Origin of the sequence: Parasalinivibrio latis, assembly GCF_036825535.1 — a bacterium.
Lineage (GTDB): Bacteria > Pseudomonadota > Gammaproteobacteria > Enterobacterales > Vibrionaceae > Parasalinivibrio > Parasalinivibrio latis.
The window spans coordinates 2,978,943-3,000,202 of record NZ_CP098812.1; the positions used below are offsets into that span (position 1 = coordinate 2,978,943).

General features: G+C 50.7%; 17 protein-coding genes. 8 read left to right on the forward strand and 9 right to left on the reverse strand.

Features of this window, described 5'->3' with window-relative positions:
* Positions 1–24 precede the first annotated feature (24 nt).
* From NF212_RS13835 to phaC, 3 genes are read left to right on the forward strand one after another with little or no spacing between them, the layout of a single operon-like run.
* A complete protein-coding gene (locus tag NF212_RS13835; RefSeq protein ID WP_434356572.1) occupies positions 25–1,230 on the forward strand; it encodes an acetyl-CoA C-acetyltransferase in 1,206 nt (401 codons plus the stop codon).
* A 52-nt stretch (positions 1,231–1,282) separates the two neighbouring features.
* Complete coding sequence (locus NF212_RS13840; protein WP_434356574.1) at positions 1,283–1,630, forward strand: phasin family protein; 348 nt, start codon at positions 1,283–1,285, stop codon at positions 1,628–1,630.
* A gap of 57 nt (positions 1,631–1,687) precedes the next feature.
* A complete protein-coding gene (gene phaC / locus NF212_RS13845; protein WP_434356576.1) occupies positions 1,688–3,493 on the forward strand; it encodes a class I poly(R)-hydroxyalkanoic acid synthase in 1,806 nt (601 codons plus the stop codon).
* An 80-nt stretch (positions 3,494–3,573) separates the two neighbouring features.
* Here the strand turns inward: phaC and tcdA are convergent, their stop codons facing one another.
* Positions 3,574–4,380, reverse strand: a complete 807-nt coding sequence (gene tcdA, locus NF212_RS13850) for a tRNA cyclic N6-threonylcarbamoyladenosine(37) synthase TcdA (RefSeq protein WP_434356578.1) — start codon at positions 4,378–4,380, stop codon at positions 3,574–3,576.
* Positions 4,381–4,440: 60 nt separating this feature from the next.
* A complete protein-coding gene (locus NF212_RS13855) occupies positions 4,441–5,379 on the reverse strand; it encodes a LysR family transcriptional regulator (protein WP_434356580.1) in 939 nt (312 codons plus the stop codon).
* Between the two features lie 81 nt (positions 5,380–5,460).
* Between NF212_RS13855 and NF212_RS13860 the strand changes: the two genes are divergently transcribed.
* From NF212_RS13860 to NF212_RS13875, 4 genes are all read left to right on the forward strand, one after another.
* Entirely contained in the window at positions 5,461–6,801 is a 1,341-nt protein-coding gene (locus NF212_RS13860; protein ID WP_434356582.1) for an aspartate aminotransferase family protein, read from the forward strand.
* Positions 6,801–7,628, forward strand: coding sequence for a 3-keto-5-aminohexanoate cleavage protein (locus NF212_RS13865; RefSeq protein ID WP_434356584.1), 828 nt, complete (start codon positions 6,801–6,803; stop codon positions 7,626–7,628). The genes NF212_RS13860 and NF212_RS13865 overlap by 1 nt, the downstream gene beginning before the upstream one ends.
* Positions 7,629–7,740: 112 nt before the next feature.
* Complete coding sequence (locus tag NF212_RS13870) at positions 7,741–8,712, forward strand: TAXI family TRAP transporter solute-binding subunit (protein WP_434356586.1); 972 nt, start codon at positions 7,741–7,743, stop codon at positions 8,710–8,712.
* A 198-nt stretch (positions 8,713–8,910) separates the two neighbouring features.
* The gene (locus NF212_RS13875; RefSeq protein WP_434356588.1) at positions 8,911–11,736 is read left to right on the forward strand and encodes an ExeM/NucH family extracellular endonuclease; all 2,826 of its coding nucleotides are present in this window, start codon (positions 8,911–8,913) and stop codon (positions 11,734–11,736) included.
* A gap of 56 nt (positions 11,737–11,792) precedes the next feature.
* Here the strand turns inward: NF212_RS13875 and mltA are convergent, their stop codons facing one another.
* Together mltA and NF212_RS13885 are read right to left on the reverse strand one after the other, a co-directional pair.
* Positions 11,793–12,911: a murein transglycosylase A gene (mltA, locus tag NF212_RS13880; RefSeq protein WP_434356590.1), complete on the reverse strand. Its 1,119-nt coding sequence runs from the start codon at positions 12,909–12,911 to the stop codon at positions 11,793–11,795.
* A gap of 242 nt (positions 12,912–13,153) precedes the next feature.
* Positions 13,154–13,540, reverse strand: a complete 387-nt coding sequence (locus NF212_RS13885; protein ID WP_434356592.1) for a DUF2850 domain-containing protein — start codon at positions 13,538–13,540, stop codon at positions 13,154–13,156.
* 167 nt (positions 13,541–13,707) lie between these two features.
* Here NF212_RS13885 and argA point away from each other — a divergent pair, with 167 nt between their 5' ends.
* A complete protein-coding gene (gene argA / locus NF212_RS13890; RefSeq protein WP_434356594.1) occupies positions 13,708–15,033 on the forward strand; it encodes an amino-acid N-acetyltransferase in 1,326 nt (441 codons plus the stop codon).
* 163 nt (positions 15,034–15,196) lie between these two features.
* Here the strand turns inward: argA and deoD are convergent, their stop codons facing one another.
* From deoD to NF212_RS13915, 5 genes are all read right to left on the reverse strand, one after another.
* Positions 15,197–15,922: a purine-nucleoside phosphorylase gene (gene deoD / locus NF212_RS13895; RefSeq protein ID WP_434356596.1), complete on the reverse strand. Its 726-nt coding sequence runs from the start codon at positions 15,920–15,922 to the stop codon at positions 15,197–15,199.
* Between the two features lie 29 nt (positions 15,923–15,951).
* On the reverse strand, positions 15,952–17,172 hold the full coding sequence (gene deoB, locus NF212_RS13900; RefSeq protein ID WP_434356598.1) for a phosphopentomutase: 1,221 nt from the start codon (positions 17,170–17,172) through the stop codon (positions 15,952–15,954).
* Between the two features lie 11 nt (positions 17,173–17,183).
* A complete protein-coding gene (gene deoA / locus NF212_RS13905) occupies positions 17,184–18,515 on the reverse strand; it encodes a thymidine phosphorylase (protein ID WP_434356600.1) in 1,332 nt (443 codons plus the stop codon).
* A gap of 87 nt (positions 18,516–18,602) precedes the next feature.
* On the reverse strand, positions 18,603–19,379 hold the full coding sequence (gene deoC / locus NF212_RS13910; RefSeq protein ID WP_434356602.1) for a deoxyribose-phosphate aldolase: 777 nt from the start codon (positions 19,377–19,379) through the stop codon (positions 18,603–18,605).
* A 439-nt stretch (positions 19,380–19,818) separates the two neighbouring features.
* Positions 19,819–21,063 (reverse strand): NupC/NupG family nucleoside CNT transporter, encoded by a 1,245-nt coding sequence (locus tag NF212_RS13915; RefSeq protein WP_434356604.1) that lies wholly within the window; start codon positions 21,061–21,063, stop codon positions 19,819–19,821.
* Between the last annotated feature and the right edge of the window lie 197 nt (positions 21,064–21,260).

Here is a 21,260-nt window from a genome sequence, read left to right on the forward strand (position 1 = left end):
CTACTCTCTGACAGGAAAATAAAGATGGAACGCGTATTTATTGTGGCGGCTAAACGCACGCCTATCGGCAGCTTTTGCGGTGCCTTGAAATCAGTCCCTGTTGGCGAACTGGCCGCAGTGGCAATCAAGGGAGCATTAGAGAGCGGGAATGTCAGCCCTGAAGTTGTTGACGAAGTTATTCTGGGCAATGTTGTCGGCGCGGCACAAGGTATGGGCCCAGGCCGTCAGGCTTCCTTATTTGCAGGAATCCCACAAACAGTTCCTGCCTATAGCCTGAACATGGTCTGTGGAAGCGGAATGAAAGCCGTTATGGATGCGGCAACACATATCAAAGCCGGAGAAGCTGAAGTCATCGTTGCTGCCGGTGCTGAAAACATGTCTCAAATCCCGTTTGCTGCACCAGCCTCATTGCGACAAGGTCAGAAAATGGGAGATATCTCCCTCAAAGATTTGCTCATCAGTGATGGCCTGACCGATGTTTTCAACCAATACCACATGGGTGTTACTGCTGAAAATATCGTAGCCGAGCTCAACATAACCCGTGAAGCTCAGGATGCCTACGCACTGAGCAGCCAGCAGCGCGCCGTTGCAGCTTTGGAAGCGGGCACATTTTCCGATGAAACCGTTTCGGTCGAAGTTACCGAGCGGCGCCAGACCGTTTTGTTCGAGCAAGATGAATACCCCAAGGCCGATGCCAGTGCAGAAGGTCTTGCCAAGCTTCGTCCTGCGTTCAACAAGGAAGGCTCAGTCACTGCAGGCAATGCCTCCGGACTTAACGATGGTGCTTCGGCAATCATCGTTATGTCAGAGTCAGCCGTGAAGAAATACGGCGTCACACCGCTTGCAGAAATCGTCGCTACAGCCCAAACCGGCCTGGATCCAAAAGTTATGGGACTGGGGCCAGTCAGTGCAGTTAGCAAGGCATTGGAAAAAGCAGGGCTGGCACTTTCAGATATCGATTTGCTTGAGTTGAATGAAGCCTTTGCAGCTCAGGCACTCGGTGTGGTTTACCAACTGGCTGAACAACACGGTCAGTCGGTAGAAGAAATGATGGAAAAAACCAATGTGAATGGCGGAGCCATTGCTCTGGGTCACCCTCTGGGGGCGTCGGGCAACCGTATTCTGGTCACCCTTATCCACGAACTCAAGCGCCGTGAAGGGCAATATGGTGTTGCGTCGCTTTGTGTTGGTGGCGGTATGGGCACGGCAGTGATCATCAAGCGCTGCTGATAAATGTTTACTCCTTTATTGAATTAACTCTCTTACTATCAGGAGAAAAGTTATGTACACGGATATGTTCAAGGTGTTTTCAGATCAAGCAGAGAAATCACTCGCTCCTTACAACAAGTTCAACAAGCTTATGGCTAAGCATGTCGAGCAAATCACTGAACTTCAGTTGAATGCAATGAAAGCATACAGCGAGCTGGGTTTGGCTCAGTTCAAAGCAGCTAGCGAAGTAAAAGACGTGACTTCTCTGGCGGCATTCAACGGTCAACAAATGGCGACTCTGACCAAGCTGTCCCAGCAACTGATGGACGACAGCAACAAGCTTCAGAACATTGCCAAAGAGTTTAAAGAGGACGTAGACAGCCTCACCTCTGAAAACATTAAGGCCGCTACCCCGGCGTAAACAGGGATAGACGCCGCCTCGCAAAGAGGCGGCGGTTTTTTTACCAGGAGGGTATCCATGTTTACACACCTGTTTGCAGACTATTTCAAGTCGATGCAAGGTTGCCAGCAAGACTGGTGGCAGAGCTGGGACCGCGGCAATACCTCCGTGGACTCCCCTTTAAACCGTGCTCTGCAAGAAGTTAATCTGGAAGACACCTTACAGTTTTTTGAATCCGCGGCTAATCAGCCGGGGGTTATGATGAACCTGCAAACCCAGTGGTGGGAAAAGCAGCTTCAAATTTGGCAGCAGCTCGCCTTAGCCAAAGAAAATGATGACGTTGTTGGCGCCGAACACGGCGACAGACGTTTCAGCGACCCAGCTTGGCAGGAAGAAGCCTGGTTTAACTTCATCAAGCAGTCATACCTGCTTTACAGCAGTACATACCTTCAGTCCATCAATGCAATTGAAGGACTGGATGTGAAGTCTCGCGAACGTCTGACATTTTTCTCTCGACAGATGCTCAACGCATTGTCCCCAAGCAATTTCGTGATGACCAATCCTGAGTTGCTGAAGCTGACAATGGAGAAAAATGGCGAAAACTTGCTTAAAGGCATTCAGCAACTTCAGGAAGACGTCGACGCCAGTGCGGATATTCTCAAAATCCGTATGACCAACAACAATGCCTTCAGAATTGGTGACGATATTGCCACCACTGCCGGTAAGGTTGTGTATAAAAATGAGTTATTTGAACTGATTCAGTACACACCAAAAACAGAAAAGGTTCTGTCGACACCACTGCTGGTTGTTCCGCCATTTATCAATAAGTATTACATCCTCGATTTGCGCCAGAAAAACTCGATGGTTAACTGGCTGCTGGAGCAGGGGCACACTGTATTCTTGATGTCCTGGCGTAACCCCGGCCCTGCGCAGAAAGATGTTGAGTTTGAAGACTATGTCACCAAAGGCGTAGTTGAAGCGGTATCAGTACTTGAAGACATTACCAAGCAGCCGCAAATCAATGCTATAGGCTACTGTATTGGCGGAACGGTACTCGCAATGACCTTGGCTTATTACTCTGCCAAGAGAATGAAACAACGCATTAAGTCGGCGACCTTCTTTACTACTTTGCTGGATTTCTCCCAGCCAGGGGAAGTCGGCGCTTACATAAACGATCCGGTTATCCGAGCCATCGAAACCCAGAATAACGCCAAGGGTTACATGGACGGCCGATCGCTCAGTGTCACCTTCAGCTTGCTCCGTGAAAACAGCCTGTATTGGAATTACTACATCGACAATTACCTTAAGGGCAACAGTCCTGTCGATTTTGATCTCCTTTACTGGAACAGTGACAGCACCAACGTTGCTGCTAAAACCCATAACTTCCTCCTGCGCGAGTTGTATCTCAACAATAAGCTGGTGGACAAGCGCGGGGTTAAGGTGGGTGGCGTTTATGTTGACCTGAGTAAGATACGCGTACCGACTTACTTTATTTCTACCCGTGAAGATCATATCGCCCTGTGGCAAGGCACGTATCGTGGTGCACTTTGCCTTGGTGGCAACAAGACCTTTGTATTGGGTGAATCCGGCCATATAGCCGGCATTGTTAACCATCCTGACAAAAACAAGTATGGTTTCTGGTTAAACAGCAACCTTCCTGAAGCTGCCGAGGACTGGTTAAGTGAAGCTGAACGCACTGAAGGCTCCTGGTGGCCTCACTGGCACCAGTGGCTGACTGCATTCAGTAACAAGGAAATGGTGGAACCGCTGGCCACAGGGTCTGAAAACTATCCGGCTCTGGCTGATGCTCCGGGGGATTATGTCCGGCAGGTTCTGCCTTTACAACAAGAAGCGGTGAGTGACGCGGAGATTGAGACGGCCTAACCCCCGGTCTGAAGATTCTTCGCCGTTTTTTGGCCACGCGATAGGCATATCGCGTGGCATTTTTTTAAACTAAACCTAGATTAACTGCGAGTATGTTTTTCCAACAACTTGCTGATAATGCGTGAAACCGCCACAAAACCAAACGTTGCCGTAACCATTGCTGCCGCACCAAAACCACTGGCACAATCCATACGTTTTGGTCCCTCTGCAGTTGTTTTTGCTGCACAAACGCTGCCGTCCATTTGAGGATATTTCAATTGCTCAGTTGAATAAACGCATTCAATGCCGAACTTGCGTGTCTTACTGAAATTGTAAAAACGGCGCAAGTTGTTCCGAAGCTTGGCTGCCAGCGGATCCTGGATGGTTTTGGTTAGATCAGCCACGTCAATTTGCGTCGGATCTGTTTGTCCGCCTGCACCACCAACGGTAATCACCTTGATTTTATTCCGCTTGCAAAAAGCCAGCAGCGCAGCTTTGGGCTTGATACTGTCAATCGCATCAAGCACGTAATCAAAACGCTTGTCGATGTACTCTGCGATATTGTCTTCAGTAATAAAGTCATCAATGAGGTTGACCTGGCAATCTGGGTTAATCAGTTTTACCCTCTGTGCCATTACTTCAATTTTGCTCTGACCTACAGTCCCTGTCATCGCATGAATCTGCCGGTTAATGTTGGTAACACAGACATCATCCATGTCAATCAGGGTTAACTCACCAATTCCAGTACGCGCCAGTGCTTCCACCGCCCACGAGCCAACGCCGCCAATTCCTATTACACAGATATGTGCTGCGCGAAGGACCTCAACCTCATTCACGCCATACAGGCGCTGGGTGCCACCAAAGCGTTGCTGGTAGCTTTCTGAGGCCGGGGTTGTAAGCTCTCGCATGGGGTTAATCTCGCTTCAAAATGGGTGGAATAGAGGCTGCGGGTTATACTTCCTCGCTGATCAATTGTCCAGTGCTAATTGGGCTGCCAGCCACTCCTTGACCCTGACTGCTGCGCGGGAAAAACGCTGGTGCCGACCCCGAATAAGGTAATAGCCATACCCACTGGAAAACTGGATTTCCAATGGATTAACCACCTCTTCGCGAGCAAGAGCATCACGGGCAAGAAAATCCGGGATTAACGCCATTCCTGCCCCATTTTTTACCGCTTCAAGAGACATATAAAAATGCTCAAAACCCGTACCGTAGACGGGACTCGTTTGGGGCACACCGTGCGAATGCCAGAAATTACTCCACAAATGGGGACGGGTAATATGAGGGATAGCATGAACTGAAAGCATGTCACTCACCTTTTCCACCTCAGCCGGCAGCCTGTCCGGTCGAACCAACAACAACAATTTCTCTTTTTTCAGGCACTCACAGTGATCAGGCAGTTCAATATTTCTCAGACAGCGTATATCTACCTCATTACTGTCATTCAGTTCATGCTCCGTACCTGCGACAACTGCAAGCCGGACTCCTTCAAGAGCCTGATCCTGACCGAGACGTGGAATCAACCAAAGATTCGCCAATGAGGGCGGGAGGTGTATTTTTACCGTTGTGTGCCCTTCCTGACGCTGAATCAGTTCTGATGTCGCCTGGGACAGAATATCCAGAGCTTCAAAAACCGGCCCAAGATAGCGCATTCCGGCCTCAGTCAATTCAACTCCGCTACCGTGGCGCTCAAACAGGGATGTACCCAACTGGTTTTCAAGCTGCTGAATCTGTTTACTGATTGCACTCTGGCTGAGACAAAGAGTTTGTGCCGCTTTGGAAAAGCTTCGGCTCTGTGCCACTTCAACGAATGTTTTCAACGCCTTAATAGAGGGCATCCCACGCATCAACGCCAAACCTAATCCCTTTTTATCTGCTCTCTGCCCGATGATATGAATTTTCTTCATACCCCAGTAAAAAATGTCGTTTGTTATTAGTGTATCGCCTGCCCACAATATGAACAATTTTCGCGCTAAGGAAACGGCACCATGAGCAACATCCTTCACCGCCATTGTCATAAAATCCCACCAAGAATTTCCGGGGGCGAAGGTGTTTACCTATTCGACAACACCGGGAAATCCTACCTGGACGGTTGTGGTGGTGCGGCAGTTTCCTGCCTCGGACACAACCACAAAACCGTTACCAGTGCGATGAAAAAGCAACTTGAAGCTATTCCATATGCGCATACCGGCTTTTTTACCTCTGATGTTGCCGAACAACTGGCCGAGGTGCTTTCTTTGCGCGCACCGGATTCACTCAATCATACCTATTTCGTCAGTGGTGGCTCTGAGGCGGTGGAAAGCGCGCTGAAGCTCGCCCGGCAATATTTTGTTGAGACAGGGCAACCCAGCCGAAACAAGGTCATTTCCCGATACCAGAGCTATCACGGCAACACGCTGGGGGCACTCGCAGCCGGAGGGAACCGGTGGCGCAGAGAGCCTTTCTCTCCCCTGCTTGTTGAGCATGGGTTTATCTCTCCCTGTTACAGCTACCGTAACAGGAAGGATGGCGAGTCGGAATTTGAGTATGGGCTCAGGATGGCCCAGGAACTTGAAGACAAGCTCCTGGAAATGGGGCCGGAAAATGTCATGGCATTTATTGCTGAACCGGTTGTCGGTGCAACCGCTGGCGCCCTTACCGCAGAGCGCGGGTATTTTTACCGCATCCGGCAAATCTGCGATCGCTATGGTGTGCTGCTTATTTTGGATGAGGTTATGTGCGGCTGCGGCAGAACCGGGACCTATTTTGCCTTCGAACAGGAAGCTGCTGTACCTGACCTGGTGACGATGGCAAAAGGATTGGCCGCCGGGTATCAGCCCATTGGGGCAGTCATGGTTGCGGACCACATTTATGAGGCAATTTCATCCGGCAGTGGTTTTTTCCAGCATGGCCATACTTTTATGGCCCACCCGATAGCCTGTGCAGCCGCATTGGCAACATTGCAGGTTATCGACAATGACGACTTGTTAAGCCAGGTTGCCCGACAGGGGAGAAAGCTATTTGCCGAATTGAGCAACCGGTTTGCCGACCACCTTCATGTAGGCGATATACGCGGGCGTGGGTTGTTTCTTGGCATCGAATTAGTGGAAAACAGGGAAACCAAAGCTCCCTTCCCCTCTGATTTCCCTCTCCACAATATCGTTAAGAAAATGGCAATGGACCGGGGGCTGATGGTTTACCCGATGGGTGGAACCATAGACGGACGACAGGGGCACCATATTCTTCTTGCTCCCCCCTTTATCATCCAGGACGACCATATAGAAGAGCTGATAGACAAGCTGGCACTCACCATTGACGATGCCACCCACCAGTTTGACCGGAGTGCATAATGAAAACGGATCGCAATATTATTGTCGCGCCTAACGGTGCGCGTCCGGGAACAAGTGATCATCCGGCAGTTCCTGTCACTGTAAACACCTTGATAGATGAATTGGCGCTCTGTGCGCATGCCGGTGCAGCCATGGCACATATCCACGTGCGGGACAGCGAACAGAAGCACTCGCTCGATCCCGCACTCAACAAGGAATGGCTCGCTGAAGTCCGGTCAGCACTCGATAACAAGCTGGTGATCCAACTGACAACTGAAGCGGTTGGCCGTTACAGCCCAGCACAGCAAATGGCACTTCTCCGGGCAACCCTTCCGGAAGCGACATCCATAGCCCTTCGTGAAATCATGCCGGATGAGGGCTCTGTTGATGCTGCCAGCCTGTTTCTCCATGAAGTATCCGAGCAACGAATCTTCATCCAGTACATATTGTACGGTGCACACGACGTCATTCGTTACCGCCAGTTGATAAGCCAGGGAAAAATCCCTTCGGCAGGCCATCACTTGCTGCTGGTTCTTGGACGGTACAACGAATCGTTCATTGCGCAGCCGGCTGAACTGGATCCCATGCTATCGGCATTAACCGGTTCAGAAACCCCCTGGGCAGCCTGTGCATTTGGCCCCTATGCCTTTCAGTGCCTACAGTCTGCAAACCTGTTAGGTGGAGATATCCGGATTGGGTTTGAAAACGGGCTGACTGATCAATCAGGCAAAATTGCCAGCAACAATGCTCAACTTGTCTCGCAAATAGGAAACTCGGTCATTAATACAGGTTTTTCCCTTAATTCAGCAACAGATTTACGGCGAAAAATCCACAAATCTTTCAAATAATAAGGACAAAAACTTGCAAATAACCGAGGTAAGCTGAAAAAATATAATAGCAATTTGAAAACACTAAATTCACAAATGGATTGCAACTAACCACTACAAAAGGAAAGTAGGCATGAAAGCACTCAAAACGACTTTGCTCACACTGGGTTTTGCCGCCGCAGTTGGGAGCGCAACATCTGTTCAGGCCAATAATCAGTTCATCACTATCGGAACCGGTGGCGTAACGGGTGTGTACTATCCAACCGGAGGTGCAATCTGCCGTTTGGTTAACAAAAGCCGTAAAGAGCACGGTATCCGCTGTTCCGTAGAAAGTACGGGGGGCTCAATCTATAACATTAACACCATCAAGGCTGGTGAACTGGACATGGGTATCGCGCAGTCTGACTGGCAGTTCCATGCCTACAACGGTACCAGCAAGTTTGAATCACAGGGTCCTTACAAGGATCTGCGCGCAGTTTTCTCCATCCACCCAGAACCGTTCACAGTCGTTGCCCGTGCCGACGCAGGCATCAAGACTTTTGACGACATGAAAGGCAAGCGCGTTAACATCGGTAACCCTGGATCTGGCCAGCGCGGTACCATTGAAGTACTGATGAAAGAAATGGGCTGGACCCAAGACGACTTTGGTCAGGTTTCTGAGTTGAAAGCCGCTGAGCAGTCAAAAGCACTGTGTGATAACAAGATCGACGCTATGGTCTACACCGTTGGTCACCCGAGTGGCTCTATCCAGGAAGCAACCACAGCCTGTGACAGCGTTCTGGTTACTGTTGACAACGCAGCATCCAAGAGCCTGATTGAGAAAAATGACTACTACCGTACTGCGACCATCCCTGGTGGCATGTACCGTGGCAATGACAGTGACGTAAAGACCTTTGGTGTGGGTGCGACTTTCGTATCTTCTACTGAAGTGCCAGAGGAAGTTATCTACAACGTGGTGAAAGCCGTGTTCGAAAACTTCGACGATTTCCGTCGCCTGCACCCTGCATTTGCCAACCTGAAGAAAGAAGAAATGGTGAAAGACGGCCTGTCTGCACCTCTTCACCCTGGTGCTGCCAAGTACTACAAAGAAGCTGGTTTGATGTAAGTAATATCACCAGCCTCACTAACGCCGGCTAATATGCCGGCGTTTTTATTGGCACCAGTTGTATTTTGAACCAATGTCATAGTTATCAACAATAAGACACATACCAATCCATTTGCGCGACCAACATCACCGTTTTGAAATGTTAGTTCTGTAGATAATTCATAGTTTTCTTGAACTAACCCTCAAAAGGAACGAGAAATGGTCTCTATAAAATGGAGTCCCGTTGCTCTGGCGGTTGCACTCGCAGCCACCCCGGCAATGGCAGAGGTCCTTATCACTGAGTATGTGGAAGGCGCTTCCAATAACAAAGCACTCGAAATTTCTAACCTGGGCACTACCGACGTCAACCTTTCCGGATGGACAGTATCCATTGCCAGCAATGGCAAAACCACTTTTAACAGCCCCATCAACCTGTCCGGAAATCTCCCTGCCGGAGAAAGCTATGTTATCGCCCACAGCTCTGCGTCTGAAGAAATCAAAACTGCAGCAGACCAGACTACCGGCTCACTTTCTTTCAACGGCAACGATGTTGTCGCACTGAAAAATGGAGATTCACTGGCAGACAGCCTGGGCCAGCTTGGCAATGACAGTTACTTCGGCAAAGACACTACCCTAAGGCGCAAAGACGGCACGACGGGCCGCACTGATATTGGATCGGCATTTGATCCGTCCACGAATTGGCTGACACTTGGAAAAGATACCGTCGACGGCCTCGGTTGCAGTGGTGAAGAGGCATGTGATAGCTCTGGTGGCGGTGGCAATACCTTTACCTGTGAAGGCGAGACCCTGACACCGATTTATGCCATTCAGGGCGATGGCGCGTCCAGCCCCTTAGTACCAGCCGGCTCCTTCGAATCTGATGATGTCTATGTCACCAAGGGAGTTGTAACCGCTGTAACCAACAGCCTGTTTAAAGGCTTTTGGCTGCAGGATGCCACAGGCGACGGCAACCCGGCCACATCAGACGGTATCCTTGTCTATACGGGAAGCCAGAGCGTTTCTGGCCTTGAACCCGGTCAGGAAGTATGTGTCTCCGGAAAGGTGAAAGAATTCTTTGGTCTGACCGAAATTGCATTGGATGCAGGCAAAATCGAGATCGGCCAGAACATTGGCGCACCGGCAGCTGCTGAAATAGAAGTCAATGACGGTGAGACACTGGCTGATGCCATGGAGCGCTACGAAGGTATGCATGTTCGCCTGGCTGAGGACAGCGATTTGGTCGTAACCCGCAACTTTGGGTTTGACTATGATGCTTTCCGTAACAACATGGTGTTGTCGCACGACGAACCGAACTTCAAACCTACCCAGCTGTATGTTGCTGAGGCACCGGAAACAGCTGCGCTTGCGGAAGCAAACCGAACCAATCAGCTGTACGTCGAAACCGACGCCAAAGCCCCGAATGGTGTAATCCCCTATTTCCCTGGGCTGGACGCTGAACAGGGGTATATCAGGATTGGTGATCAGTTGGTTAACCTCGAAGGTGTGGTTGGCTACAGCTTTGGTGATTACCGTTTGGTTGCCACCAACCAAATCGTTGCCGGAGACTTTATCCATAACAATGACCGTACCGACGCTCCGGCAGACGTAGATGGAAGCAACCTCCGGGTTGCAAGCTTCAACGTACTCAACTTTTTCACCAGTGCCAGTGCCATTGGAGGTGACCTTAACATTACCTGTGCAGACCAGGCAGATGCCGACGCCAGCCGTGGCTGTAACCGTGGTACCAAGGATGTTGCTGAGTTTGAGCTCCAGCGCACCAAGATCGTGAACGCCATGGTGGCAATCGATGCCGATATCCTTGGCCTTATGGAAATCGAGAATAATGGTTTCGGTGACAACAGTGCCATAGCCAATCTGGTTGCTGAGCTGAATGCCAACCTCACAGATCCAGCCGAACACTACAGCTACATCACCCCGTCTGAATCTGACCGCAGCGAAGGAAAGTACTACGGCACTGACGCCATCATGGTGGCCATCCTTTACCGCCCTGCCCGAGTTCAACCAAACGGCGACGCCCAGCCGGTCAGGATGCCCGAGCAACATATCAGCGGAGCCAACCCGGACGGCGATGTACGCCAACTCGACAAGTTCCAGCGTGACTCCCTGGTACAGCAGTTCAGCGTCGGTAAGCAAAAGCTGACGGTGGCGGTAAACCACTTCAAGTCAAAAGGGTCTGGCTGTTATGAAGACTGGGTTGCTGGTGAGTTTGATGATGACCCGGCAGATCTGCAAGGCCGCTGTAACGAGTTTCGCGTCTCTGCTGCCGAAACGCTGGGTAAGGCCCTGGATGGCATGAAAGGAGATATCCTGCTTCTGGGTGATTTCAATGCCTATGGCAAAGAAGACCCAGTCCGTGTATTGACGGATTATGACCCAGCCTCCAGCACGCGTAAGATTGTCACTGCAGCCGGCACCTCAATTGCAGGTACTCCGCTGGATGAAACTGCACGTGAGGTGGGCAAGGGCTTCGGGTATACCAACCTGGCTCCCGCATTTATTGGTGCAGAAGCATTCTCCTACTCCTTTGACGGAGAGCTTGGCAGCCTTGACCATGCGATGGGTAACAAGTCCCTGGTTAAGAAGGTGAAAGGTGTGGAAGACTGGCACATCAACGCCAGCGAAAGCACCTTGTTTGAATACTCAGGCCGCTTCACCGGCGACTTGGTTAAATCAAACAACCCATATTCATCCTCTGACCATGACCCGGTTGTTATCAGCCTTGCGTACAAAGAGAAGCCTGTAAAGTTCAAGATGACATTGAAAAACCGCAGCTTCTTCCCAGTTGTACCATTGTTTGATGGTGACTGGGATGCTCGCCGCCCTTGGCTGAAGTGGTATGGTACCCGCAACTATAACCAGAAGAGTCCTCTGCTCGACCAACTGGGTAAAAAGCCGGGTGATAACGTCGATGTCAGTATCGCCGTTTTTGGACTGTTCGAGATCCCGTGTGAAAATGGGCCTGTTACTCTGAAAGGCAAATCCCGCGTTGTGTTTGACGGCTACCGCTGTGTAATCAGGCAGTAACCTGCACCCAACAGAAAACGGGCTCCTGCCGGAGCCCGTTTTTGTCTAGACAGACTTCAGTTCTTGACCAGCTTGTCTTTCTGTTTTGCCAAAGGCTGTTCAGATGGCAAGCCTGGTCCTTGGTCTGTACCCAACTTCCACACCCGGCCAAAATATTTGTAGTGGCCTGCCTGGATGCCCGCTTCCTCACCCATACCATGGTACAGGTCAAGATGGTTTTTCTTCACTGCCCCACCGGTATCGAGAGCCATCAGCAGCTTAAGGACATAACCGCCATTCCAGCTCCCCTGTTCATTCAATTGAGGAACTTCAGCAAGCAGCACTGTGCCCATGGGCAGGTAGTCACGGTCAGCAGCGACTGATGCGCCCGGAAGCAAAGGAACCCCGGCAGTACCGGTAACCGGGTGCGCGGCTTTTGGCAGAAAGAAAACGTATGATGGGTTCTGAATCAGCAGATTCAGCACTTCTTTCTCACTGTGGCTGTTAACCCAGTCCTTGATCGCCTTTAGGGACATTTTCTCACGTGGGATTTCCCCTTTATCGATCAGAACCTTACCGATACTCACGTACGGGTGGTTATTTTTTCCACCGTAGGCAAAGTATTCCAGCTGGTCAGTATCACCGAAGTGAATAAAGCCGCTGCCCTGCACTTCCATAATAAAGTTATCGATGAGTGAAGCACTGTAGCCCAGCTCAAGTCCGAGTCCATTCAATGCACCTGCATATATTTCGTCACGGGTAGGGCAACGCTCACCACATATTGGCTTTCCGTAAACCGGGTAGCGGAACAGGGCATCCGGCTTGTGGCGCATTTCAATCACAGGGGAGAAGTAGCCGGTAAACAGCACGTTGCCATACCCGTCACCACCACCCATCTGCTCGGTATTAATCCCAAATTCAGCCAGTTTCGCGGGATCACCTCCTGCTTTAAGCCATGCCTGAACCTTGTCATATACAGCCTCATTTTTCTTTACCAGGCTGGGCGAGACCTCTTCAACTTTAGCCAGTTGGGCATCAAAGAGGGAAAAATCTTTAGGTTGGTTGGTTACAACCGCAGGCACCGGATTAAGAACATTATCAAATGAACCGTCAAGATACTGCTGACCTCTGTCTGTCGGACGCGCACAACTGGCAAGTAACAGTACAGCGGCAAGGGGGAGAATACGACGAATCACGGGATTCCTTACTTTTAAACAGGTTGCGCCAAGCGTGACAAAAAGCACTCCCTGACGCAAACAAAATCCGCCTGTTGTCCTTGTGTCACGCCAGCAAGATTACAACCATTAGTAATGATCAACGATTTAGTCGATCAGGTATGAAAACCCCGACGCTTCAATGCTGTCTGGGAAGCTATTCCAAACAGGCTGATTGCTGTCCAGGTTACGAAAATCAACGTCAGGGAGGTAAGGTCGGCAGGTTAAAGGTTTATAACCTTTTCTTCCTCCGCTTCTTTCACTGCCTGCGGCATAGCCCGGCGGAAATAACTGGAATAGTGTTCAGGTGCTTCACGCATGATGGTGAACTCATCCACGACGACAAACCGGTACGTTTTGTCACCAATGGTAAAACTCAGACTGTCTCGGCTTACACTGAGGTTAGTGGTGGCAATACTGCCATTGATAAACACCCCCCCTTCACGAACCTCAAATTCTTCCGCCAGGTACGGGGGGACATTCTGTTCAATCCAGGTGCCATAAAAATTGGTACCGGGGGAGCTGATGTAAGCCCGGTAGTGATATCCAACCAACGCAAGCGCCATTATGGTGACCAAAAACACCATAGTTACTGCCAAGTTCTTTTTCACAATTAAGCCGGATTCTCAATACTGATATATTGTTCAGCATAATGCACTTTGAACATTAAGGCTGTGTAAAGACACATAAAAATTGAAACAAGTTGATTTTATCTTGCTAACAACGAAATAATTAGTCATTATTTCAGCATAATTATTTAAGTGATACGGATATCAGCTTGAAACTCAGAAGTACCGCACTGGTAAAGGGATTCCGCCAGTCAGCACCTTATGTGAATGCCCACCAACGTAAAGTCATCGTCATTATGCTGGGTGGCGAAGCCATTGCTGACGAGAACTTCCCAAATATCGTTAATGACATCGCCCTCTTGCACAGTTTGGGCATCAAGTTGGTTCTGGTGTACGGTGCCCGCACACAAATTAACACCCTGCTGGACAAACACGGCCTCACAACCCCATACCACAAAGGTGCCCGGGTAACGGATACCGAAGTATTGGAGCTTGTAAAACAGGCCGCCGGCCAGCTTCAGCTTGATATTACCGCCCGACTTTCCATGAGCCTCAATAACACCCCGATGGCAAACGCTCAGATCAACGTGGTAAGCGGTAACTTTGTCATAGCTCAACCACTGGGGGTAGATGACGGCGTGGACTATTGCCATTCCGGGCGTATCCGCCGTATTGATATCGACGGCATCCGCAGCCAGCTCAACCAACAGGCCGTCGTTCTGCTGGGTCCCGTCGCCTCTTCCGTTACGGGTGAATGTTTCAACCTTTGCTCTGAAGAAATTGCTACTGAGATTGCCATCAAACTCAATGCAGAAAAGCTGATAGGCTTTTGTTCTACCCAGGGAGTACAGGGCGCGACCGGCAATATTATTTCAGAGCTCTTCCCTAATCAGGCAGAAGAAATACTGCAACAACATATCCAGGCCGGGGACTATGAATCCGGTACAGCCCGCTTCCTACGTGGCTCCATTCGTGCCTGCCGCGCTGGAGTGCCACGAAGCCACCTGTTGAGCTACAAGGTAGATGGTTCCCTGATTCAGGAGCTGTTCTCTGTTGAGGGCATAGGCACCCAAATAGTGATGGAAAGCGCGGAGAAAGTCCGTTCTGCCAATATCGATGATATTGCCGGTATTCTGGATCTTATTGGCCCATTGGAAGAACAGGGTATTCTGGTACGCCGCTCCCGTGAGCAATTGGAGCAGGAAATAGAACGGTTTACGATTGTTGAACGCGACGGCCTGGTAATTGGCTGTGCCGCCCTTTACCCGTTCCAGGAAGAAAAAACCGGCGAGATGGCCTGCGTTGCGGTGCATCCTGACTACCGTGATGGTAACCGCGGCGGCGTGCTGCTCAACCATATTCGCCACAAAGCACGGGCGATGGGTCTGGAAACCATCTTTGTACTGACGACCCGCAGTGTTCACTGGTTCCGTGAGCAGGGTTTCTACGAAGCAGATGTCCCCAGCCTGCCAAACGGGAAACAGGCACTCTACAACTACCAGAGACGCTCGAAGATATTGATGGTAAAGGTTTAGGAGCGGATCCTGGGTCCTGGGTCCTGCAATATTTTCACTCGAAGTGCTTTCAATCCGGTTTTACGTACTGGTTTTCCCAGCACCAAGGACCCACTTTTCCCAGAACCCGATGCAAAAAGAGACAGCCGAAGCTGTCTCTTTCTTGTTTCTGTTTCTGCAGCAATTACGCTTCTTCAGCATCTGCCAGCAGTACAGATTCAAACGCAATTTCAATCATTTCGTTGAAAGTGGTCTGGCGCTCTGCAGAGGTAGTCTGCTCACCGGTCTTGATGTGGTCAGATACAGTACAGATAGTCAGTGCCTTACCACCGAACTCTGCTGCCACACCGTAGATACCCGCAGCTTCCATTTCAACACCCAGGATGCCGAATTTCGCCATCTTGTCGAAGAATTCTGGTTCTGGAGAGTAGAACAGGTCTGCAGAGAAGATGTTACCTACGCGTACGTTAACGCCCAGGTTCTTGGCAGCCTGCTGTGCATGGCGAACCATGTCAAAATCAGCCAGTGCCGCAAAGTCATGACCGTTAAAGCGGGTACGGTTTACTTTCGCATCAGTAGATGCACCCATACCGATAACTACGTCACGCAGTTTTACATCTTCATGCACGGCGCCGCAGCTGCCTACACGGATGATTTTCTTCACGCCGAAGTCTTTGAACAGCTCGGTCGCGTAGATTGAGCATGATGGGATACCCATACCATGGCCCATAACTGAGATACGGCGGCCTTTGTAAGTACCGGTGAAGCCCAGCATGCCGCGAACGTTGTTCACTTCTTTGGCATCTTCCAGGAAGGTTTCTGCGATGAACTTGGCACGCAGTGGATCGCCTGGCATCAGAACTACGTCAGCGAAATCACCCATTTCAGCATTGATGTGTGGAGTTGCCATTATTGGTTTCCTTTTCAGTTATTGGGCTATTACAGGAAAGATTTACCGTATTCCATGGCTGAGGTACCGAAGTAACCCGCCAGGCTCTGGCCGATATCAGCAAAGGTTTCGCGGCGGCCCAGTGAGCCCGGTTTAACCTTCTTGCCGTATACCAGCACAGGAATGTGTTCACGGGTGTGGTCGGTACCTGGCCAGGTAGGATCACAGCCGTGGTCAGCAGTGATGATAAGCACGTCATCGTCCTGCATGATATCGAGAACTTCCGGCAGGCGCTTGTCGAAATATTCCAGCGCTGCGGCATAGCCCGCTACGTTACGGCGGTGACCGTAAGCTGAGTCGAAGTCCACGAAGTTAGTAAAGACGATGGTGTTGTCACCCGCTTGTTTAATTTGATCAACAGTTGCGTCAAACAGCGCAGGGATGCCGGTTGCTTTCACTTTTTTGGTGATACCGCAGTGGGCGTAGATATCGGCGATTTTACCGATAGACACCACGTCACCACCCTTTTCATCCACCAGCTTCTGCAGCACGGTTGCCGCAGGCGGCTCGACAGAGTAGTCACGGCGGTTGCCGGTACGCTCGAACTTGCCTTTGCCGGTTCCGACAAACGGACGGGCAATCACGCGGCCGATATTGTAATCCTCAAGCTCTTCACGTACCAGTTCACACAGCTTCAGGAGGTTGTCCAGCCCGTAAGTTTCTTCATGACAGGCAATCTGGAATACCGAGTCTGCAGAGGTATAGAAAATCGGCTTACCGGTTTTCATGTGCTCTTCGCCAAGGTCATCCAGCACTTGGGTACCGGAAGCGTGGCAGTTACCGAGGTAACCCGGCAGGCCAGCTTTTTCCACGATGCGGTCCAGCAGTTCCTGCGGGAAGCTGTTGTTGTGGTCAGTGAAGTAACCCCAGTCAAACAGCACAGGCACACCGGCAATCTCCCAGTGACCGGAAGGGGTATCCTTACCGGAAGAAAGCTCTTTGGCGTACGCGTAGGCACCGATGATGTCGGCATTTTCATCCAATCCAGCCGGGAAAGAACCGGTTGATTCCTCAGCCAGCTTGCCAAGGCCGAGACGGCTGAGGTTTGGCAGGCTCAGGGGGCCTTTACGGTCAGCGGTATCCGCTTCACCTTTTGCACAGGCTTCAGCGATGTGACCCAGGGTATCAGAGCCTACATCACCAAACTTGTCAGCGTCTTCAGCGGCACCAACACCAAATGAATCAAGAACCAGAATAAATGCGCGTTTCATCTTCGCCTCCGTTAGACGTCTTGTGGGCCGACCTGGCGGTATACTTCCGGGGTCGCCTCAGGCTTGCTGTCGGTCAGGGTAATTGCTGCTTTCACAGCCTCTGCCGCCTGCTGCCACTGTTCTTCATTTTGGGCGTGGATCATCGCCAGCGGGGTTTGGCTGTCAGCCACCTGCCCCAGCCGGATCATCTCATCCAGGCCCACTGCATAGTCGATGGTATCGCTCGCCACGCGGCGTCCACCGCCCATGCCGACCACTGCCATACCCAAAGCACGGGTATCCATCGCACCCACAAAGCCGCTTGCGTCTGCAAACACAGGCTTGATGATGCCGGCAGTTGCCAGGTATTTCTCATAGTTCTCAACAAAATCCAGCGGACCACCGAGACCGGCTACCATTTTGCCGAAGTGTTCTGCCGCCTTTCCATTATCCAACACGGTATCCAGCTTGTGGCGGGCTTCTGCCGTATCTTTCGCCAGGCCGCTCAGTACCAGCATTTCGGCACACAGTGCCATGGTAACTTCGTACAGGCGCGGGTTGCGGTACTCACCGGTCAGGAAACGCACCGCTTCGCGGACTTCCAGGGCGTTGCCGGCAGACGATGCCAGCACCTGGTTCATATCGGTCAGCAGCGCACTGGTACTGGTACCGGCACCGTTGGCAACCGCCACGATAGATTTCGCCAACTCTTCTGATTTTTCGTAGGTTGGCATAAATGCGCCGGAGCCCACCTTCACATCCATCACCAGTGACTCAAGGCCTGCGGCCAGTTTCTTGGAAAGGATAGATGCAGTAATCAGGGAAATATTGTCGACGGTTGCGGTAACGTCACGGGTGGCGTAAACGCGCTTGTCCGCCGGTGCCAGGTCACCGGTCTGGCCGATGATGGCAACGCCCGCTTCTTTGGTCACTTTGCCAAAGATGTCATTTGACGGGCTGATGTTGTAACCCGGGATAGACTCAAGCTTATCCAGGGTTCCGCCGGTATGGCCCAGGCCACGGCCTGAAATCATAGGGACGAATCCACCACATGCTGCCACCATTGGGCCAAGCATCAGGGAAGTAACGTCACCCACACCGCCGGTTGAATGTTTGTCGACAATCGGGCCACCAAAATTCATGTGGTCCCAATTCAGTACCATACCTGAATCACGCATGGCACAGGTCAGGGCAACACGCTCATCCATGGTCATGTCATTAAAGAACACTGCCATGGCAAAGGCCGCGATCTGGCCTTCAGAAACGGTATCTTTCGCGATGCCGTTGATGAAAAAGCGGATCTCTTCATTGCTGAGGGCAATGTTGTCACGCTTCTTGCGAATAATTTCCTGAGGCAAAAACATAAGGCACCCCTTGGGCTGAAAGCAGGGAAAAGGTGGGCGGCAGGATGAAGGCCATACGCCGCCCGGATGCACATTATCGGGAAGGGATTAGTAACCGCCTTCCGCTGCTTTTTCGCCTTCACCCAGGGTGTGCAGCAGGTTAGCCAGCAGGCTTGATGCACCAAAACGGTAATGCATGTTGTCTGCCCAATCTGCACCCAGAATACGATCTGCCATTTCCAGGAAAGTTTTTGCGTCTTCCGCAGTACGCACGCCGCCGGCTGGTTTGAAACCAACGGTCTTGGCAACGCCCATGTCCTTGATCACGTTCAGCATGATTTCGGCATATTCTGGGGTTGCGTTTACAGGCACCTTGCCAGTTGAGGTTTTGATGAAGTCTGCACCGGCATTGATAGAAATCTCAGAGGCTTTCTTGATCAGGGCTTCTTCTTTCAGCTCACCGGTTTCGATGATTACTTTCAGCAGAGCCTTGTCACCACAGGCTTCTTTACACTGCTTAACCAGGTCAAAGCCAACCTGCTCGTTGCCGGCAATCAGGGCACGGTAAGGGAATACCACATCCACTTCATCAGCACCGTAAGCAACCGCTGCTTTGGTTTCTGCTACAGCGATTTCAATATCATCGTTGCCGTGCGGGAAGTTGGTCACTGTGGCAATGCGGATTTCAGGCGTACCCTGCTCACGCAGAGCTTTACGCGCAACTGGGATGAAACGTGGATAGATACAGATTGCCGCCGTGTTACCGACTGCAGTTTTTGCATCGTGGCACAGCGCGATAACTTTCTCATCAGTATCGTCATCGTTCAGTGTAGTCAGGTCCATCAGTTTCAGTGCGCGCAGCGCGGCAGCATGTAAATCGCTCATGACTTTCTCCAGTCAAAAATCTCAACCAAGCTAACAAAACTGCTGTCAGCCGTTAGGAATGACACTAACAACAGCTCATAGATCGGACTTGGTTCCCTGAAGTATGAAAGTACCCTTCCATTCAACAATCCTTGTTGCCGGTTGGCGCCTATCGGGGTTAAGGCGTCATAAAATTCGGTCAGGTTCGGTGCCTGTCGAATCCGTGAGATGAAAATTAATGTACCACAACATTCAAATCTGTGATGTTGCCCACTAATTTTACCCCTCTCCCTGTATTCCAGCCAGATAGTACCTGTTTCTGTTGAAAGAGACACTGTTTCATCTACTCACCAATCAATAGGTGAGTTCAACCGCCTAATGGAGCATCAGTTTTGGGAATTTCAGGCATAAAAAAACGCCACAGCGAACTGTGGCGTTTCTATCCGTAACCGGGATGTCTTTACAGTGACAGGAACAAGCCTGCAATAGTTGCTGACATCAGGTTAGACAGGGTACCTGCCGCAACGGCCTTCATACCGAAGCGTGCAATGTCGTGACGACGGCTTGGTGCCAGACCGCCCAGACCACCCAGCAGGATTGCGACTGAAGACAGGTTAGCAAAACCACACAGTGCGAAGGAGATAATGGCTTTAGTCTTCTCGCTCAGGACTGCAGGAGCCGCATCCCCCAGGTATTGAGCAAATGATGAGTAAGCTACAAATTCATTCAGAACCAGCTTCTGACCAATGAAAGAACCGGCAATAGAGGCTTCACCCCAAGGTACACCAATCAGGAATGCCAATGGCTTAAAGACTAATCCCAGAATCAATTCCAGAGACAGGTCACCATAACCGAACCAACCACCGATGCCACCCAGCATACCGTTGATCAAGGCAATCAGGCCGATAAAGGCCAGCAGCATTGCACCTACATTCAGTGCCAGTTGCATACCAGAGGATGCACCGGCAGCCGCCGCGTCAATCACGTTGGCAGGCTTGTCGTCACCGCTGTTTTCCAGTGCATCAAGCTGATCAATCGGTTTTTCAGTCTCTGGTTTGATAATTTTTGCAAACAGCAAACCACCCGGTGCCGCCATGAAAGAAGCTGCAATCAGATATGGTAGAGGTACACCCATAGAGGCGTAACCCGCCAGTACACCACCGGCTACAGATGCCAGGCCACCACACATTACCGCAAACAGCTCAGACTGAGTCATTTTAGGTACGAACGGACGCACAACCAGCGGTGCCTCGGTTTGACCTACAAAGATGTTAGCCGTTGCAGAAAGGGATTCAGCGCGGGAAGTACCCAAAGCCTTTTGCAATGCACCACCCAGGAAGTTAATCACAACTTGCATGATACCCAGGTAGTACAACACGCTGATCAGTGCTGAGAAGAATACAATTACTGGTAATACTTTTAGCGCAAAAACAAAGCCCAACCCATCTACTGTAAAGTTGACGAGGTTACCAAACAGGAAACTAATACCTTGGTCACCGTACCCGATGACTTTTGAAACTCCCTGTGAAACGCTGTAAAGAATTTCGCGTCCCGGTTCGTAGTACAGAACAAATGCACCGAAGAAGAATTGGATGGCAAATGCGCCACCAACAGTACGAAGGTTAATCGCTTTTCGGTTATCAGACAGTGCAACTGCAATACCCAGCAGCACCGCCATACCGACCAAGCTCATAAGCAGGCTCATAATATATGGCTTCCCTATTTCAGTTTTGGCGTCTCGACAATTTTGGAGAAAGCTCCGGGGCCGGATTATACGCACGACCCCACCAACAAAGTAATGCAGAGCTCACACTTATTACGTAAACAGATATGTAATTTGCGAGATTGCGTGACAATTATCTCATTTTGAAGCAAAAGTGAGAAGCAAACGTTTGCTTTTTG

Coding starts and splice junctions, on each gene's coding strand:
- NF212_RS13835 (WP_434356572.1), top strand. CDS start 25: ATGGAACGCGTATTTATTGTGGCGGCTAAACGCACGCCTATCGGCAGC.
- NF212_RS13840 (WP_434356574.1), top strand. CDS start 1,283: ATGTACACGGATATGTTCAAGGTGTTTTCAGATCAAGCAGAGAAATCA.
- deoD (WP_434356596.1), bottom strand. CDS start 15,922: ATGGCAACTCCACACATCAATGCTGAAATGGGTGATTTCGCTGACGTA.
- NF212_RS13870 (WP_434356586.1), top strand. CDS start 7,741: ATGAAAGCACTCAAAACGACTTTGCTCACACTGGGTTTTGCCGCCGCA.
- NF212_RS13865 (WP_434356584.1), top strand. CDS start 6,801: ATGAAAACGGATCGCAATATTATTGTCGCGCCTAACGGTGCGCGTCCG.
- deoA (WP_434356600.1), bottom strand. CDS start 18,515: ATGTTTTTGCCTCAGGAAATTATTCGCAAGAAGCGTGACAACATTGCC.
- phaC (WP_434356576.1), top strand. CDS start 1,688: ATGTTTACACACCTGTTTGCAGACTATTTCAAGTCGATGCAAGGTTGC.
- deoC (WP_434356602.1), bottom strand. CDS start 19,379: ATGAGCGATTTACATGCTGCCGCGCTGCGCGCACTGAAACTGATGGAC.
- NF212_RS13875 (WP_434356588.1), top strand. CDS start 8,911: ATGGTCTCTATAAAATGGAGTCCCGTTGCTCTGGCGGTTGCACTCGCA.
- deoB (WP_434356598.1), bottom strand. CDS start 17,172: ATGAAACGCGCATTTATTCTGGTTCTTGATTCATTTGGTGTTGGTGCC.
- NF212_RS13855 (WP_434356580.1), bottom strand. CDS start 5,379: ATGAAGAAAATTCATATCATCGGGCAGAGAGCAGATAAAAAGGGATTA.
- tcdA (WP_434356578.1), bottom strand. CDS start 4,380: ATGCGAGAGCTTACAACCCCGGCCTCAGAAAGCTACCAGCAACGCTTT.
- NF212_RS13915 (WP_434356604.1), bottom strand. CDS start 21,063: ATGAGCCTGCTTATGAGCTTGGTCGGTATGGCGGTGCTGCTGGGTATT.
- NF212_RS13860 (WP_434356582.1), top strand. CDS start 5,461: ATGAGCAACATCCTTCACCGCCATTGTCATAAAATCCCACCAAGAATT.